Source organism: Actinophytocola sp. NPDC049390, from assembly GCF_044466355.1.
GTDB lineage: Bacteria > Actinomycetota > Actinomycetes > Mycobacteriales > Pseudonocardiaceae > Actinophytocola.
In genome coordinates this window covers 37,255-53,973 of record NZ_JBITMQ010000007.1, presented here as the reverse complement: position 1 = coordinate 53,973, position 16,719 = coordinate 37,255, and the positions used below count along the sequence as shown (strand labels likewise).

Annotated in this window: 17 protein-coding genes; 9 read left to right on the top strand and 8 right to left on the bottom strand. The window is 71.5% G+C overall.

What is annotated here, in order from left to right:
* Positions 1-9: 9 nt before the first annotated feature.
* The gene (locus ACIBVP_RS20640) at positions 10-1,143 is read right to left on the bottom strand and encodes a CapA family protein (protein ID WP_396108155.1); all 1,134 of its coding nucleotides are present in this window, start codon (positions 1,141-1,143) and stop codon (positions 10-12) included.
* 74 nt (positions 1,144-1,217) lie between these two features.
* Between ACIBVP_RS20640 and ACIBVP_RS20635 the strand changes: the two genes are divergently transcribed.
* The gene (locus ACIBVP_RS20635; RefSeq protein WP_396107794.1) at positions 1,218-1,763 is read left to right on the top strand and encodes a ClpP family protease; all 546 of its coding nucleotides are present in this window, start codon (positions 1,218-1,220) and stop codon (positions 1,761-1,763) included.
* Positions 1,764-1,776: 13 nt separating this feature from the next.
* Here the strand turns inward: ACIBVP_RS20635 and ACIBVP_RS20630 are convergent, their stop codons facing one another.
* From ACIBVP_RS20630 to ACIBVP_RS20615, 4 genes are all read right to left on the bottom strand, one after another.
* Positions 1,777-2,586 carry an SRPBCC family protein gene (locus ACIBVP_RS20630; protein ID WP_396107793.1) on the bottom strand — a complete coding sequence of 270 codons (810 nt, stop codon included), beginning with the start codon at positions 2,584-2,586 and terminating at the stop codon, positions 1,777-1,779.
* 62 nt (positions 2,587-2,648) lie between these two features.
* Entirely contained in the window at positions 2,649-3,503 is an 855-nt protein-coding gene (locus tag ACIBVP_RS20625) for an FAD binding domain-containing protein (RefSeq protein ID WP_396107792.1), read from the bottom strand.
* Complete coding sequence (locus ACIBVP_RS20620) at positions 3,500-5,944, bottom strand: xanthine dehydrogenase family protein molybdopterin-binding subunit (RefSeq protein WP_396107791.1); 2,445 nt, start codon at positions 5,942-5,944, stop codon at positions 3,500-3,502. The genes ACIBVP_RS20625 and ACIBVP_RS20620 overlap by 4 nt, the downstream gene beginning before the upstream one ends.
* Positions 5,941-6,465, bottom strand: coding sequence for a (2Fe-2S)-binding protein (locus ACIBVP_RS20615; protein ID WP_396107790.1), 525 nt, complete (start codon positions 6,463-6,465; stop codon positions 5,941-5,943). The genes ACIBVP_RS20620 and ACIBVP_RS20615 overlap by 4 nt, the downstream gene beginning before the upstream one ends.
* 188 nt (positions 6,466-6,653) lie before the next feature.
* Here ACIBVP_RS20615 and rarD point away from each other — a divergent pair, with 188 nt between their 5' ends.
* Together rarD and ACIBVP_RS20605 are read left to right on the top strand one after the other, a co-directional pair.
* On the top strand, positions 6,654-7,595 hold the full coding sequence (rarD, locus tag ACIBVP_RS20610) for an EamA family transporter RarD (RefSeq protein ID WP_396107789.1): 942 nt from the start codon (positions 6,654-6,656) through the stop codon (positions 7,593-7,595).
* Between the two features lie 10 nt (positions 7,596-7,605).
* The gene (locus ACIBVP_RS20605; protein ID WP_396107788.1) at positions 7,606-8,121 is read left to right on the top strand and encodes a hypothetical protein; all 516 of its coding nucleotides are present in this window, start codon (positions 7,606-7,608) and stop codon (positions 8,119-8,121) included.
* A gap of 82 nt (positions 8,122-8,203) precedes the next feature.
* On the opposite strand, the gene ACIBVP_RS20600 is transcribed toward ACIBVP_RS20605, so the two are convergent.
* From ACIBVP_RS20600 to ACIBVP_RS20590, 3 genes are all read right to left on the bottom strand, one after another.
* Positions 8,204-9,322, bottom strand: a complete 1,119-nt coding sequence (locus ACIBVP_RS20600) for an XdhC family protein (RefSeq protein ID WP_396107787.1) — start codon at positions 9,320-9,322, stop codon at positions 8,204-8,206.
* Positions 9,315-10,424: a VWA domain-containing protein gene (locus tag ACIBVP_RS20595; RefSeq protein WP_396107786.1), complete on the bottom strand. Its 1,110-nt coding sequence runs from the start codon at positions 10,422-10,424 to the stop codon at positions 9,315-9,317. The genes ACIBVP_RS20600 and ACIBVP_RS20595 overlap by 8 nt, the downstream gene beginning before the upstream one ends.
* 492 nt (positions 10,425-10,916) lie before the next feature.
* Positions 10,917-11,792, bottom strand: a complete 876-nt coding sequence (locus tag ACIBVP_RS20590) for an AAA family ATPase (RefSeq protein ID WP_396107785.1) — start codon at positions 11,790-11,792, stop codon at positions 10,917-10,919.
* Between the two features lie 79 nt (positions 11,793-11,871).
* On the opposite strand from ACIBVP_RS20590, the gene ACIBVP_RS20585 reads away from it, so the two are divergent.
* The 6 genes from ACIBVP_RS20585 to ACIBVP_RS20560 all read left to right on the top strand — a co-directional run bounded on the left by ACIBVP_RS20585 (position 11,872) and on the right by ACIBVP_RS20560 (position 16,698).
* Entirely contained in the window at positions 11,872-12,066 is a 195-nt protein-coding gene (locus tag ACIBVP_RS20585) for a PspC domain-containing protein (RefSeq protein ID WP_396107784.1), read from the top strand.
* A 9-nt stretch (positions 12,067-12,075) separates the two neighbouring features.
* Positions 12,076-12,402 carry a hypothetical protein gene (locus ACIBVP_RS20580; protein WP_396107783.1) on the top strand — a complete coding sequence of 109 codons (327 nt, stop codon included), beginning with the start codon at positions 12,076-12,078 and terminating at the stop codon, positions 12,400-12,402.
* 141 nt (positions 12,403-12,543) lie between these two features.
* On the top strand, positions 12,544-13,146 hold the full coding sequence (locus tag ACIBVP_RS20575) for an RNA polymerase sigma factor (RefSeq protein WP_396107782.1): 603 nt from the start codon (positions 12,544-12,546) through the stop codon (positions 13,144-13,146).
* Positions 13,143-13,607, top strand: coding sequence for a carboxypeptidase regulatory-like domain-containing protein (locus ACIBVP_RS20570; protein WP_396107781.1), 465 nt, complete (start codon positions 13,143-13,145; stop codon positions 13,605-13,607). The genes ACIBVP_RS20575 and ACIBVP_RS20570 overlap by 4 nt, the downstream gene beginning before the upstream one ends.
* Before the next feature lie 110 nt (positions 13,608-13,717).
* The gene (locus ACIBVP_RS20565; protein WP_396107780.1) at positions 13,718-13,870 is read left to right on the top strand and encodes a hypothetical protein; all 153 of its coding nucleotides are present in this window, start codon (positions 13,718-13,720) and stop codon (positions 13,868-13,870) included.
* A 143-nt stretch (positions 13,871-14,013) separates the two neighbouring features.
* Positions 14,014-16,698 carry a CHAT domain-containing protein gene (locus tag ACIBVP_RS20560; protein ID WP_396107778.1) on the top strand — a complete coding sequence of 895 codons (2,685 nt, stop codon included), beginning with the start codon at positions 14,014-14,016 and terminating at the stop codon, positions 16,696-16,698.
* The last annotated feature ends 21 nt before the right edge of the window (positions 16,699-16,719 follow it).

Below are 16,719 nucleotides of genomic sequence, written 5' to 3'. Positions count from 1 at the left end.
GTTACGACCTCAGGGCCGCGTGAGTCCCGGCGGGTCGAGCGACATCACCACGCCGTCGGTGCGCTCGAGCGCCTCCTGCCTGCGTGCGGCGTCCACGTTCGCGGTGGTCAGGTCGACGAGGCGGATCGGCGGCCCGAGGTCGACGAGCGTCGGGATGTACTCGGCCTTGTCGACACGCCACCCGACGTCGGACTTCGTGAACCGGAACCGCGCGATCAGGCCCTCCTCGGTGGTGCCGCGCGGTTCCTCGTGCTTGGCGACGGAGTTGCCGAGGCCGTAGGCGACCCACTTGTCCCCGAACTTCTCGAACGGCTGCACCACGTGCGCGTGGTGGCCGACGATCAGGTCGACGGCCGGGTCGGCGAGGATCTGCTCGGCCGTCGACCGCTGCTCGTCGGTGGGTTCGTGCTGGTCCTCGATGCCCCAGTGCAGGCTCGCGATCACCACCTCGGCGCCCGCGGCCCGTGCCTTCCGCGCGGCGTCGAGCACGGCGTCGACCGTCAGGTCGTCGTTGCCCGCCCACGGCGTGGGTTCCTCGGTGCCCTGGTTGTAGGCGAAGGTGAACGAGACCTGTCCGACCTTGACCCCGTTGACCTCGGTGACCAGCGGCGTGTTCGCCTCCTGCTCGTTCCGCGCGGACCCGGTGTGCCCGATCTCGGCGGCGTCGAGCGCGTCGAGCGTGGTGCGCGCACCCTCGGCGCCGTGGTCGAAGGTGTGGTTGGAGGCCGTGGAGCAGGTGTCGTACCCGGTGGCGGCCACGGCCTCGGCGACCTCGGGCGGCGCGTAGAACAGCGGATACCCCTCGAAGGTCCCGTCGGCGGGCGCGAGCGGCACCTCCATGTGGCAGATCGCGAGGTCGGCGGCCTCGATGACGGGCTTGATGCCCGCGAACAGCGGCTTGAAGTCGCGTCCGCCGCCGCCGTCCTCCTCGGCCTGCTCGGTGAGCGCCGGGTGGATCAGCACGTCCCCGGTCGCGACGACGGTGAAGGTGTTCGCCGGTGCGGCGGCCCGCTCGTCGCGTGGCGTGACGGTCGCGGGATGGAAAGGCGGCACGGGCTCCCCCACCTGGGCAGGCCCCCCGGCACACCCGGCGACGACGAGCGCCACCCCGCAGATCCCGACCATCCGCCGCACCCGGGCCATAGTGCCGGGCCCGGCAGCGCGGCTCAACCCTGGAACCGGGACTGGTCCCCACCCGGCTCGTGGAGGATGGCGCGGTGGAACCGTACGAGGAGCGCACGCGGAACCGGATCATCATGGTGCGCGGCGAGATCGACGACGACATGGCCAACCGGGTCACGGCGGAGCTGCTGCTCCTCGCCGACGCCGATCCCGCCGCGGAGATCACGCTGCACATCGCGTCCCCGGGCGGCATGGTGACCGCCGGCATGGCGATCCACGACACGATGGCGCTGATCGAACCGCCCGTCGCCACCTACGCGGTGGGCACGGTCGGCGGGACGGCGCAGGTGCTGCTCACGGCCGGCACACCGGGGCGCCGGTACGCGCTGCCGCACGTGCGAATCCATCTGGTGCGGATCACCGCGGGCGAACGCACGGCACCTGTCGACCCGGCCGAGCAGGACCTGATCCTCACCAGGTGGCACTGGGAGATGACGATGCTGACCGCCGAGGCGACCGGCCAGCCGGTCGAGCAGGTCAACCTCGACGCCGAGCGACACCGGGTGTTCACCGCGCACGAAGCCGTCGCCTACGGCCTGGTCGACCATGTCGTCGACGGTGGCGGCCGCGTGACATGGTGAACCCGAACGGTCGTCAACGGCGGCGGCGCAGGCCGAGCACGATCAGCACCACCGCGAGGACCGCGACCAGGGGCACCACTCGCTTCAGCACCGACGGGCCCGCGAACGCGAGCAGGTCGATCGGCTCGTTCTCCGGTTCCGGGACCGCGGCCAGCTTGGCGCGGGCGGGCGGGGCGTGCTCGGCCGCCGCCTCTCCGGCTTCCCTGCCCGTGGCGACCGCCTCGGCCCGGTCGGTGTGCGCCGGGATCGGGGCAGCGGCACCGCCCTCGGCCACCGGGAGCTGAGCGGTCGGCGCCGATTCCGCCGCGGACGGGGCCTCCGGGCGCTCCTTCTCCACGACCGACAGCTTCGGGGTCTCGGCCGCCTCCGCCGGGGTGGTCGAGGGGGCCAGTTTCGAGGCCAGGCACGTGGCGAACGAGTCCAGGATCTTGCCGCCGACCTCGGAGATCAGTCCGCGGCCGAACTGGGCGGGCTTGCCGGTGATCGACAGGTCGGTCTGCACGGAACCCACGGTCGCGGCGCCGTCGGGCGACAGGGACACGGTCACCGTCGCGGTGGCGGTGCCGTTGCCCCGGGCGTCCTTGCCCGACGCCTTGATGACCACCGTCCGCGTGTCGGCGTCCTTCGACAGGAACTCACCGGTTCCCTTGTACAGCAAGGAGATCGGCCCCATCTTGACCTTGACCGAACCCTTGAAGTTGTCGCCGTCCACTTCCGTGAGGGTCGCCCCCGGCATGCACGGCGCCACGCGCTCCGGGTCGAGCACCGCCTCCCAGACGGTGTCGATGTCGGCGGGCACGGTGAACGAGTGCTCCAGCTTCACTGCTCCTCCAAGAACGACGACGGGCGGCGCCCCCGGGACGGAGGCGCCGCCCTTGTTCCACCCTATGCGCCGACGGCCGCGCTCACCGCTCGAGACGTGAGCACGCGGGCCAGGTGCTGCCGGTACTCGGCGTCCGCGTTGCCGTCCGTGGGCGGTGACGTGCCCTCCGCGGCGTGCTCCGCCGCCGAACGGATCGTCTCGGCCGTCGCGGGCTGGCCGACCAGCGCCTGTTCCACCGACGTGGCACGCACCGGCGTCGCGCCCATGTTCGTCAGCGCGACGCGGGCCTGCGCGATCGCGCCGCCGTCGACCCGCACGGTCGCCGCCACCGCGACGATCGACCACGCCTGTGCCACGCGGTTGAACTTCTCGTAGTGCGCGTTCCACCCCGTCGTCTTCGGCACGCGCACCTCGACCAGGATCTCGCCCGGCCGCAGCGCGGTGGTGAAGAAGTCGGTGAAGAACTCCGCCGCGGGCACGGTCCGGGTGCCGTCCATGCCGCGCACCACCATCTCGGCGTCCAGCGCGAGCACGGGCGCGGGCAGGTCACCTGCCGGGTCCGCGTGCGCCAGCGAGCCGCCGAACGTGCCGCGGTGCCGCACCTGCGGGTCCGCGATCATGTTCGTCGTCAACGCCAGCAGCGGCGCGTGCTCGGCGATGAGCGCGTCGCGCTGCACGTCGTAGTGCGTGGTCATCGCGCCGATCACCAGCTTGTCGCCGTCCTCGCGCACGCCCCGCAGTTCGGGCACGCGGCCGAGGTCGATCAGCTTCGACGGCGTCGCGAGGCGCATCCGCAGCACGGGCAACAGGCTCTGCCCGCCCGCGATGACCTTCGCGTCCTCGCCCGCCTCGGACAACGCGCGCACCGCGTCGTCCACCGTGGTCGGTGCGACGTAGTCGAACGCGGCCGGAATCACTGCGCACCTCCCGTGGTGTCGATCGAACCGAGGCCGCCGCCGGCCTCACTCCCGAGCCCACCCGCGTCCGTGCGCCCGGTGTGGATCGCCTGCCAGACCCGCATCGGCGTGCACGGCATCTGCACGTCGTCCACGCCGCGGTGCCGGATGGCGTCGACCACCGCGTTCACCACGGCCGGGGTGGACGCGATCGTGCCCGCCTCGCCGACACCCTTGACACCCAGCACGTTCGACGTCGCCGGGGTCTCGGTGCGGTCGGTGACGAACGACGGCAGGTCCGCCGCCGACGGCACGAGGTAGTCGGCGAGCGTGCCCGTGGTGAGCGTGCCCGACTCGTCGTGCACGGCCTCCTCGAACAGCGCCTGCGCGATGCCCTGCGCGAGCCCGCCGTGCACCTGGCCCTCGACGATCAGCGGGTTGACCACCTTGCCGATGTCGTCGACGCACACGTACTTGCGGATCTTGGTGCCACCGGTCTCGGTGTCGACCTCGACCGCGCACAGGTGCGTGCCGTGCGGGAACGAGAAGTTCTCCGGGTCGAACGTGGCCTCCGAGTCGAGGTTGGGCTCCACGCCGTCGGGCAGGTCGTGCGCGGCGAACACGGCGAGCGCGACGTCCTGGATGGACACGCCCTTCGACTCCGCGCCGGTGCCCCGGACCCGGAAGCTGCCCGTGGCGAACTCGACGTCGTCCTCGCTCGCCTCCAGCATGTGCGCGGCGATCTTCGCGGCCTTGGCCTTCACCTTGTCCGCGGCCTGCACGACCGCCATGGCGCCGACGGTCAACGACCGCGACCCGTAGGTGTCCATGCCCTTGTGCGAGGACTGCGTGTCGCCGTGCAGCACCTCGACGTCCTCGAACGGCACCCCGAGCTGGTCGGCGACGATCTGGCTCCACGCCGTCTCGTGGCCCTGGCCGTGCGGCGACGAACCGGTGACGACCTCGACCTTGCCGGTGGGCAGCATGCGGATCGCCGCGTGCTCCCAGCCCCCCGCCCCGTAGGACAGCGAGCCCAGCACGCGGGACGGCGCGAGGCCGCACATCTCCGTGAACGTGGAGATGCCGATGCCGAGCTGCACGGTGTCACCGCGGTCGCGGCGTTCGGCCTGCTCTGCCCGCAGGGCGTCGTACCCGAACAGTTCCTTGGCCTTGTCGGTGGCGGCCTCGTAGTTGCCGGAGTCGTAGGTCAGCCCGCAGACCGTCGTGAACGGGAACTCCTCGTGCTTGATCCAGTTCCTCTCGCGGACCTCGAGCGGGTCCATGCCGAGTTCGGCGGCCAGCTCGTCCATGAGCCGCTCGATGGCGAAGGTCGCCTCGGGCCGGCCCGCGCCGCGGTAGGCGTCGGTGGGCGTCTTGTTCGTGAACACGTTGGTGCACACGAACCGGTAGGCCGGGAACTTGTAGATCGCGTTGAACATGAACGCGCCCAGGATCGGCACGCCGGGCGTGACGAGCCGCAGGTAGGCGCCCATGTCGGCGAGCAGCTCGACCTTGAGCCCCGTGACCGTGCCGTCGCGGCGGGCCGAGAGCGTCAGCTTCTGAATCTGGTCGCGGCCGTGGTGCCCGGACAGCAGGCTCTCGCTGCGGGACTCGGTCCACTTGACGGGCTTGCCGAGCCGACGCGCCACCAGGAAGGTCAGGATCTCCTCCGGCGTGACCTGCAGCTTGCCGCCGAACCCGCCGCCGACGTCCGGTGCGATCACGCGGACCTTGTGCTCGGGCACGGACAACGTCATGGCGAGCATGACCCGCAGGATGTGCGGGACCTGCGTGGCGGACCAGAGCGTGAACTGCTCGCCCGTCGGGTCGCACACGACCGACCGCGGCTCCATGAACGCCGGGATCAGCCGCTGCTGGCGGTAGGTGCGCTCGATGACGACCTCACCGTCGGCGATCGCGGCCTCGACGTCACCGCCGGTGCCCGCCTCGTTCGAGTCGAAGATCCACGTGGCGCTCTTGTTGGTCCCCAGATCCTCGTGGACGAGGTCGGCGCCGTCCTCGACGGCGGCGGCCATGTCGAGCACGACCGGCAGGTCCTCGTAGTCGATGTCGATCGACTCGAGCGCGTCGGCGGCCTCGTAGGCGCTGCGCGCGACCACGACGGCCACGACCTCGCCCGCGAAGTTGACCTTGTCGACGGCGATGGACGGCGCCGCCGGGGCTTTCATGTCGTCGGTGATCGGCCACGCGCACGGCAGGCTGCCTTGTTCGTCGGCCAGGTCCTGACCGGTGAACACGCCGACCACGCCCGGCATCTCCTTCGCCGCCGACGCGTCGACGTTCGTGATGCGCGCGTGCGCCATGGGGCTGCGCAGCACCGCCATGTGCAGCAGGCCGGGCAGCGTCAGGTTGTCGGTCCAGCGGGTGCGCCCGGTGATCAGGCGCGCGTCTTCCTTCCGGCGGCGGGACTTGCCCACCTCCGGTTCCATCGTGGCGGTCACTGTGCGCCTCCAGCGGTGGCGGGCGCGCCCGCGACCTGCTCGGCCTCGGGACCGGCGCCGCCGGACATGTGCGCGGCCGCGTCGCGCACGGCGCGGACGATGTTCTGGTAGCCGGTGCAGCGGCAGAGGTTGCCCTCCAGGCCCTCCCGCACGGCCTTCTCGTCGGGGTCGGGGTTGTCGGCGAGCAGGTCGATCGACTGCATGATCATGCCGGGGGTGCAGAAACCGCACTGGAGGGCGTGGTTGTCGTGGAACGCCTGCTGCACCGGGTGGAGTTTGCCGTCGCGGGCGAGGCCCTCGATGGTGGTGACCTCACAACCGTCGGCCTGTACCGCGAGCACGGAACAGGACTTCACGCTGTGCCCGTCGAGATGGACGGTGCACGCACCGCAGTTGCTCGTGTCGCACCCCACCACCGTGCCGACCTTCCCGAGCCGCTCTCGGAGGTAGTGCACGAGCAACTGGCGAGGTTCAACATCGTCGGTGAACTTCGTTCCGTCAACGGTCACGGTGATGCGCATACGGCCTCCCTGCCGGGGTGGTGGTCAGCTCGGGTCGAGTGAGCGGGCTCACATCCAACAGATCCTCACCCCGTCGGGACGGAAGGACAAGTCCGGGAACGCCAAAGTGGACCAGGGGGCAAAAACGGGCCGTGTGATCCTCGTTTTATCGTTCGAAGTCGATCGTTCGCATAGCTTAGGATCTCGGCGTGTCCTCCCCTTCCGTCGCTGGTCAGCGCACCGACCAGGAGATCGAGCACCGCCGTGGCGTCGCGTTCGGCGTCACCGCGTACGGACTGTGGGGGCTCTTCCCGCTCTACTGGTCGCTCCTGGCGTCGGCCGGTGCCCTGGAGACGCTCGCGCACCGGATGATCTGGTCGCTCGCGGCGATCACCGTCGTGCTGCTGTGGACCCGGCGGTTCGGGTCGTTCCGCGCGGTCGTGCGTGACCGGCGGCAACTGCTCCTGCTCACCGCGGCGGCGGTGCTGATCTCGGCGAACTGGGGCGCGTACATCTGGGGCGTCACCAACGGGCACGTCGTGGAGACCGCGCTGGGGTACTTCATCGGGCCGCTCGTGTCGGTGCTGCTCGGCGTGGTGCTGCTCAAGGAGCAGCTGCGGAAGGCGCAGTGGACCGCGGTCGGCCTGGGCGTCACGGCGGTCGTCGTGCTGGCCGTCGGATACGGGCAGGTGCCGTGGATCGCGCTGGTGCTCGCGTTCAGCTTCTCCACGTACGGCCTGGTCAAGAAGCTGGCGGGGGCGGGCGCGGTCGAGTCGATGGCCGTCGAGACGACCGTGACACTGCTGCCCGCGCTGGCGTACGTGGTGGTGCTGGAGACGACCGGCGACGGCACGTTCACCACGCTCGGCGCGGGCCACACCCTCCTGCTGATCGGCGGCGGCTTCGTGACGATCGTGCCGCTGCTGGCGTTCGGGGCCGCGGCCGTGCGCATCCCGCTGTCGGTGATCGGGCTGCTGCAGTACATGACGCCGAGTATGCAGTTCGCGTTCGGCGTGCTGGTGTTCCACGAGCACATGCCACCGGAACGCTGGCTCGGCTTCGCGATCGTGTGGCTCGCGCTGATCGTCCTGACGTTCGACGGCCTGCGCCGCCGCGGCCGGCCCGCCATCGATCCGGAGCCCGTGCCCTAGTGTTCCGCGCATGATCGAGTTCGCAGGACGCTGGGAGCTGGCCTCGGCCGCCGCGCAGGAGTTCGTCGAGACCGAGTACGACGACGGCGACCTGGTCATCGGCGACCACCGCGTACCGCTGGACGAGTTCAACCGCCGGTGGCTGGCCGGCGAGGTGTTCACGGCGGAGCCGCCGCTCGCGCCGCTGACCGGCCTCACGCTGACCATCGCCGAGGACGGCACGTTCACGGAGACAGGCGCCGCGGACGTCGCGTGGTTCGACGACGAGGGTGTGCTGGAGCCCTCGGCCCGCCCGTTCGACGGCACCCTCGCGACCTCGCCCGCCGGGGTGTTCCTGCTGGGTGAGGAAGACGTCCAGGCCGCGGTCTTCGCCGACGCGACAGACCTGCGCCTGCGCGTCGACGACGGCGACACCGGCATCACCGACATCGTCACCATCGAGGACGACGAGCTGAGGCGGGTCATGTCGATGATCACCGACGAGCTGTACCCGAGCCGCATCCGCCTGACCTACCGCCGCGCCTGACCACCTGTGGACAACCCGTCCCCGACGGCCCGGAACCGTCGGTGGCCGCGGGTAGCGTGGTTCGAGGGGGCCGGAGGCCAGGTCACGGTTCGCGGTGGATGCGGCCCGACACCTCGGTCAGCCGCCTGCCCTCGCCGCCCCACCGCAGCGAGATGATCTCCGCCGCGATCGACACCGCCGTCTCCTCCGGCGTGCGGGCGCCGAGGTCGAGACCGATCGGCGACGACAGCCGCGCCAGCTCCTCCTCGGTCACGCCCGCCTCGCGCAACCGCTGCATGCGGTCGTCGTGGGTGCGGCGGGAGCCCATCGCACCGATGTACCCGGCATCGCACCGCAGCGCGACCTCCAGCACCGGCACGTCGAACTTCGGGTCGTGGGTCAGGACGGCGATCACGGTCCGCTGGTCGATCCGCCCGGCCTCGACCTCCGCGGCCAGGTACCGGTGCGGCCAGTTCACGACCACGTCGTCGGCGTCCGGGAAACGGCTCTTCGTCGCGAAGATCGGCCGCGCGTCGCACACCGTGACCCGGTAACCCAGGTAGGAACCGAGGCGGGCCATGGCGGTCGCGAAGTCGATCGCGCCGAACACCAGCATGCGCGGCGGCGGCTCGAACGAGTTCACGAACACCGACATGCCCTCGCCGCGGCGCTGCCCCTCCGCGCCGTAGTGGAGGGTGCCGGTGCGGCCGGTGCCGAGCATGCCGCGTGCGTCGTCGGCCACCGCCGCCTCGGCACGCGCCGACCCGAGATCACCCGCGGTCCGGTCCGGCCACACGACCAGGCGACGCCCGATCCGGGACGGGTCCGGGTGCGCAACGATCGTCGCGAGCGCCACCGGCTCCTCGGTCTGGATCGACTTGGCCAGCTCGGCGAACTCCGGGAAGTCGGTCGCGGAGATCGACTCGACGTAGATGTCGATGATCCCTCCGCAGGTCAGGCCGACCGCGAAGGCGTCGTCGTCGCTGACGCCGTAGCGCTGCAGCACCGGCGTGCCGTCCTGCAGCACCTGCGTGCCCAGCTCGTACACCGCGCCCTCGACGCACCCGCCGGACACGCTGCCCGACACGGTCCCGTCCTGCGCGACGAGCATCGCCGCCCCCGGCGCGCGCGGCGCCGAGGAGAACGTCGCGACCACGGTGCCGAGTGCGACCTTCTCCCCCGCCGAGTAGCGACGCAACAGTTCGTCGAGCACGTCACGCACGGCGTACCTCCACAAGTAGTTCCTCGAGCGTGGCAAGGCTGTGGCCGGCGAGCAGCCGGTCGAGGTGCGGCATGGCGACCGCGATGCCGGACTGGACGGGCGCGTACCCGTCCCGGCCCGCGTGCGGGTTGACCCACAGCACCTTGTGCGCGAGCCGCCGCAGCCGGGCGAGCTGCTCGCCGAGCAGGGCCGCGTCACCGCGTTCCCAGCCGTCGGAGAACACCACGACCACCGCCCGCCGCGCGAGCCCTCGCTGCCCCCAGCGATCAAGAAACACCCGAACGGTCTCACCCAGCCGGGTGCCACCGGCGAAGTCCGGCACCGCCCGCGACGCCGCGGACAGCGCCTCCCGCGGATCCCGCTTGCGCAGCTGACGCGACAACCTGGTCAGCCGCGTACCGACCGTGAACACCTCGGTCGTGGTGGGCGCGGCCCGGACGACGGCGTGCGCGAACCGCATCAGCGCGTCGGCGTAGGGCGCCATGGACCCGGAGACGTCGAGCAGCAGGACCACGCGGCGCGGCCGTCGTGTGCGGTCCTTGTAGGCGAGCCGGATGGTCTCGCCGCCGGCCGCCCGCATGGCACGCAGGATGCGCGCGGAGTCGAGCCTGCCGGTGCGGTGTGGACGCAACCGCATGGACCGGCGCAGCGGCGGGGCGAGGTGGAGTGCCGCCATCAGCTCCCGCAGGTGCTCCCGCTCGACGGCGGTGAGTTCGGAGATGTCCCTGTGCCGCAACACTTCCGCGTCACTCGCGGCGACCTTCAGCTCCTCGGTGTCCCGCTCGCTCTGCCCGTCGCCGGTGGTGGCGTCGGTGAGCGCGGCCATGGTCACCACCCTGGGCTTCGTCGCGCCGGGCTTGCGCCGCCGCGGCCGGTCGGCGGTGAACCAGGCGGCGAAGGCCTCGTCGTAGCGGGGCAGGTCGTCCGGCTCGGCACAGAGCGTCAACCGGCCCGCCCAGTACAGCTGACCGGGATCCGCGATGTCGACCTTCCCCACGGCCGCGAGGTAGGCCTGCACGCGCTGGGCGTCCGCGGGCAACCCGGCCACCCGCAGGGCGGCGGCGAAGCCGGCCAGCCCGGTGAGGGGATCCGCGGTGTCCACACAGCCATTGTGTACCCATGTGGGCGCGTGGCTCGTTCGCGCAGGTCCACGCGGCGACCGCACGCCGGAGCGGCGGTGCTGGCGTAGGGCACGGCGGGCCCGGGTGCGGCCGCCACGTGGACGACCTGGCGCCGGCCGTGTGATGGTCGGCCGGCACCAGGGTGGGTCCCCCGCCGCGACCATGGCCAGGTAGCGGGCCGGGCGCGGGGAACCGGTGGATGGTCGGAGGGCGGCCGTCCACATCGGACTGTGAGGACGGAAGGGACGGCCGCCGCAGTGGCCGCGACAGGGTGGACACCGCGACTCGGTCCACCGCGCGGGCAACTGCCGGGAGTCGGAACGACGACTACTGCTCGCTCCCCCTGCGCTCAGTACTCATGTCGTCCTCCTCCGGTGTGGCATGCCGGAACAACTATCGCCCACCACAACGGGAAACGCGACCGAATATTCCGCGGCCCGTCACGACGCGGGTGGCTCCGAAGGGGTCCTTCGTCACCCGGCCAGGATCGCGTCCAGTCCCACCGCGACCACGCGCTGCGAGTCCTCCCGGTACTTCAGCACCGCGCCGAGCGTGGCGGCGGCCGAGGCGGCGTCCAGCTCGGTCCTCCCCAACGCGGTCAGGGCGGACGCCCAGTCCAGCGACTCCGCCACCCCGGGCGGCTTGAGCAGCTCCAGCTCCCGCAACCGCCGCACCGCGGACGCCACCTGTGTGGCCAACCGCTCCGACAGCCCCGGCAGTCGTCGCCGCAGGATGGCGACCTCGCGGCCCAGCGCCGGGTGCTCCAGCCAGTGGTAGAGGCACCGCCGCTTCAGCGCGTCGTGCACCTCGCGCGTCCGGTTCGACGTCAGGATCACCAGCGGCGGCACCGCGGCCCGCACCTCGCCCAGCTCCGGCACGGTCACCGCGTTCTCGCCGAGGATCTCCAGGAGGAACGCCTCGAACTCGTCGTCCGCACGGTCGACCTCGTCGACGAGCAGCACGCACGGTGACTCCTCCAGCGCGCGCAGCAACGGCCTCGCCAGCAGGAACCGTCGCGAGTAGAGCGACTTCTCCGCGACGTCGGAGTCGAGCGATCCGCCCGACGCCGCCTCCAGCGCACGAAGGTGCAGCAACTGCCGGGGGAAGTCCCAGTCGTACAGCGCCTGGGTGAAGTCGATCCCCTCGTGGCACTGCAGCTTGATCAACGGCACGTCGAGCGCCTGCGACAGCGCCACCGCGAGCGACGTCTTGCCGGTGCCCGGCTCGCCTTCGCAGAACAGCGGGCGGCCGAGCCGCTGGGCGAGGAAGGCGGCCGTCGCGATGCCCTCGTCCGGCAGGTAGCCGACCGACTCCAGCGCCGAGGACAGCTCGTCAGGGGAAGTCACCACGTCCCCGAGCGTAAACGCCAGGGTCCGCTCAGGGGCGATCCCTGATGGCGGAGGAGCCCGCCGCGGACACCCTGGAGTCATGAACACCACCACCGTCAAGCTCCGCCGCAGCCGCACCGACCGCATGGTCGCCGGGGTGTGCGGCGGCATCGCGAAGATGTTCGGGATGGACGCGGCGCTGGTCCGCATCCTGCTGGTCGCCGCGACGCTGCTCGGCTTCGGCACCGGCGCCATCCTCTACCTGGTCGCCTGGGCGGTCGTGCCGGAGGAATAATCGGCGAGCGTGGCGGACAAGCGAACGTTCTCCCAGCCGGGCACGGCACGGGCGCTCGTGCTGCTCGCCTCCGCGCTCGCGCTGGCGGGTGCCGTGCTGGTCTTCCTCCTCGTGCTGGTCTTCGGCGAGGCGCTGGTCGGCCGCCTGACCGGCACCGTCCTCGCCGCGACCGCCGTCTTCGCCGGGTTCGTGCTGGTCAGCGCGATCGTGGCGAACCTGCTCGCCATTCGCTCCACGTCACTTCGGGGTATCGTCGGCGTCGGGTGCGGCACGCTGCTCGCCGGGTTCGTCGTCGGTCTCGGAGCGTGTCTGTTGCTGATCTCGAGAGCTGCCTGAACCACCCGAATGGTCGGTATCTACGACACCTACCGGCGCTCTTGAACGTAAGACCCCACACGGGGTGACGTGGATCGGGACGGATTGGCACCATAAGCGGGTGCCACGAGCAAAGCGACCCTCGAAGCGGGGTGGGAAGCGGTGACGGAACTGCAGACCGCAAGCATGGTCAAACCTTGGGCTGAGCTCGAGGGACGGGACCGGCACGCGGCATGCATGCTGGCCGCACGGGACGGCGACAAGGAGGCGTTCGACGCGCTCATCGCCGACCTGTCGCCGTTGGTGTGGCACGTCGCCCGCGGCAGCGGCCTAGACCGCACGACCGCGGAGGACGTGGTCCAGACGGTGTGGCTCGCCCTGCTCAGGCACCTCGACCGGCTGACCGAGCCTCGTGCGCTCGCCGGCTGGTTGATCACCACCACCCGCCGCGAGGCCAACCGGACACAGCACCGGTCCGGCGGGACGGTGGAGCTGTCCCAGGAGATGGCCGAGCGCACGCCGACGTCCGATCCGTCTCCGGAGCACGAGGTGCTCCGGACCGAGCGGGACCGCCAGCTGTGGTCCGCGTTCCACAAGCTTTCGCAGCGCTGCCAGGAGCTGCTGCGGCTGACCGTGATCGCAGGCCGAGCCGAGTACCGCGCGGTAGCGGAGGCCCTGCACATGCCGCACGGGAGTATCGGACCGACACGAGGGCGCTGCCTGAACAACCTGCGCTCGCTGTACAACGGGGACAGTGGATCATGAGAACGAACCACACTGACGACGACCTGATGGCCGAAGTGGCGCGGCTCGTGAACGAGCTGGACCCGCCACCGCCGGGCCTCGTCGAGCGCTCCCAGTTCGCCGTGGCACTCGACGACATCGACCACCACGTCCAGCTCGAGGTCGCGCAGTGGGCCGACGACCGGCCACTGGCCGGCGTGCGCGGCGGTCTGCCGGGCACCATCACGTTCTTCGTCGGCGACCTGACCGTCATGGTCAACGTCACCCGCACCGGCGAGCGTCAGCGCATCGACGGCTGGCTCGTGCCGGCGGGCGCGCACGGCGTCGAGGTCCGCGTCGCCGACCACGGCTCGTCGGTCACGACCGCCGACGAGGGCGGCCGCTTCGTGCTCACCGAGGTCCCCAGGGGCACTACCCAGCTACTTGTACGCATGAACGCCGAGCAATCACGCACGGTAGTCACACCCACGGTTGATTTGTAACCCGAATAGACCCCATCTCCCCCAAATGGCAGATATTCTGCTGTATCTCACAGTGGCGGCTCGACTCTTTGTTAACGAGCAACCAGGAAGCCTGCTGAGGGGAGAAGCAAGTGACTGACACCACCAAGATCGACCCGAAGACCGACCCGTGCGAGAAGTGTGACTCGACCGAGCACACCACCCTGGGCCACATGGACGGCGGTTCGCCGACGCCGTTCACGACCAACGGCCACATGGACGGCGGCGCGCCTCCGAAAGACTGACACTCAGCCTGCAAGTGTCACGGTCGATCCGTGGGGGTTGGTACTGTGCATTACGGAAAGCACCTCCAGCCCTCGCGGATCGTGATGATTACCTTGTGCGCTGTCAGTGATTCGAATTCAGATCGCGTACGGCAGCCGTGGTCGTGACGTCCGGTAAAACCGCCGAACGCGAGGACGTGCTGCGGACGACTGTCGCGGCGGCCGCTGAGCAACGTCGGCGCGCGGTCGCCGCCGCCTCGGCCGGGCGCCCGGCCGAGGCGATCAAGATCCTGCAGCGCGCACTGCGACTGCTCCCGGTCGATTCCGGTTCGGCCGACGTCGTCGCGATCCGGGCGCGGGTGCTCCTGTCGCTCGGCTGGGTCCAGGCCGAGACCGTGTCCTTCGCCGACGGGCTTGTCCACCTCGGCACCGCACGCGATCTCGTCAGCGGTCTCGCCGAGGGCCCGGAGCGCCTGGCGCTCCTGGGTTTCGCCGACCAGCAGTACGCCGCCGTGCAGACCCGCGCCGGACGGGTGCCGGAGGCCATCGAGCTGTTCGACCGGGCGATCCGGCAGCTCGAGCAGGCGCTCGACAGCCCGGCAGGCGACTCCGAGATGCTCGCCAGGGCGCTGCTCAACCGCGGCGTCGCCTACACGACGCTGGGCCGGCCCGGCGCGGCCGAAGCGGACATGGTCCGCTGCATCGAACTCTCCACCGCGCACGACTTGCCGATCATGAAGGCCAAGGCCATCAGCAACCTCGGTGACATCAGGCTGCTGGTCGGTGACGTCCCCGGCGCGCTCGCGCACTACGCGGAGGCGGTCCGGCTCTTCCGTGAGCTGGCGCCTGGGCTCGTCGCGCGAACGCAGCTCGACCAGGCACGCGCGCTGCTCACGGCCGGGTTGTCCGAGGAGGCCGCGCAGTTGCTCGACGAGGCGCTGCCCGTGCTGCGGGAACAGCGGATCAGCCAGGACCTCGCCGAAGCCGAGGTCGCGCGGGCCGCCGCCGCTCTGCTGGAGGGCGACCGCGAGCAGGCCCGCAAGTCTGCGGGCTCGGCGCACCGGCGGTTCGTCCGGCGCGGCAACATGGCGTGGGCCGAGGTCGCCGCGTTGACTCGGCTGCGCACGGAGGCCGACGCGACGCTCGCCGGGGCCTCGGCCACGGCAACGCCCGCGAAGGCGGTGGCGCTGGCCGAACGGCTCGCGAGCGCGGGGCTGACCGACGAGGCCGCGATGGCCAGGATGCTGGGTGTGCGGCTCGCGCTGCACCGCGGCGACGTCGACCTTGCCGAGAAGCTGCTGGAACAGGTCCCCGCCCCGGGCAGGACCGCGCCGATCGACCACCGGATGATGCTGCGGCTCTGCCGCGCCGAACTCGCCATCGCACGTGGACAGACGCGCAGCGCGCTCGCCCAGGCCAAGTCCGGGTTCGACGAGCTGGGCGCCGCGCGCGACCGGATGGGCGGGCTCGACCTGGTCTGCGGCACGGCCGTGCACGGCCTGGAACTCGGCAGGCTCGCGCTCGGGCTGGTGCTGCGTGGCCCCGGCAACGACGCCGACGCCCGCCGGGTCCTCGCGTGGCAGGAGCGGACCCGCGCGCAGGTGTACCGCTACGAGCCGATGCCCGCGATCGAGGACCCCGAGCTGGCCGACCGGGTAGCCGAGCTGCGGACGGTGCTGCGCATGGTGCAGCAGGCGCGTCTCGGCGGCCGGTCCGTGGCGCAGCTCGAGCAGCGGGCCGGGACGCTGCAGCGCGAGGTCAACCGGCTCGGCTGGCACACGTCCCAGTGGGGCAGGCCGCGGCCGGTGTCGTCGCCCACCGAGGTGGTCGAGCGGCTCGGGGACCGGGCGCTGATCAGCTTCTCCGGGCCGGTGGACGACCTCGCCGCCGTGGTGGTGGCCGGCGGGCGGACGCGGCTGGTCCGGCTGGGTCCCAAGGAGAACATCCTCGAGACCGCCCGTCAGCTGCACGCCGACCTGGACGCGCTCGCGCCGGACGAGCTGGTGGCACCGCTCGTCGCGGCGGTGTCGCAGTCGGCGGAGCGGCGGATCAAGCGGCTCGACGACCTGCTGTTCGGGCCGGACGGGATTCCCGGGGAGCTGCTCGGGGACCGCGAGCTGGTTGTCGTGCCGTTCGGTGGGTTGTACTCGGTGCCGTGGGAGTCGCTGCCGTCGCTGCGGGGCCGGGCGGTGTCGGTGGCGCCGTCGGCGACCGCGTGGGTCAGTGCCGACGAGGTCGCGCCGGAGGACGGGCCGGTCGTGCTGGTGCGCGGGCCGGACCTGCCGTCGGCGGCGACCGAACTGGACCAGCTGTGCGAGGTGTACCCGGACGCGATCGTGCTGCAGGGTGCCGACGCGACGACCGACGCGGTGCTGTCGGCGATGGACGGTGCGAAGCTCGTCCACATCGCCGCGCACGGCACGCACGAGGCCGCCAACGCCATGTTCTCGCGTCTCGAACTGCACGACGGCGGCCTGCTCGCGCACGAGGTGGCGCGGCTGCGCAGGCCGCCGACCCACATCGTGCTCGCCGCGTGTGAGCTGGCGCTCTCGCACATCCGGCCCGGTGACGAGCCGCTCGGGTTCGCGGGCGCGATGCTCGCGAGCGGGTCGCGGACCGTGGTCGCGGCCGTGAACCGGGTCGGGCACCGGTCGGCCGCGCTGACGATGACCGACTACCACCGGCGCCTCGCCAACCAGGCGGTGGCGGACCTCGCCGCCGACCTCGCCGAGACCATGGCCGACTACCACCGGCGGGTCGCGTCCGGCGTGAGTCCGGCCCGCGCGCTCGCCGAGGCGACCGTCGTCGACCCCCTGCGACGGCCGTTTATCCTGCTTGGCGCCGGTTGATTCAGTGAGCGATGATCGCGG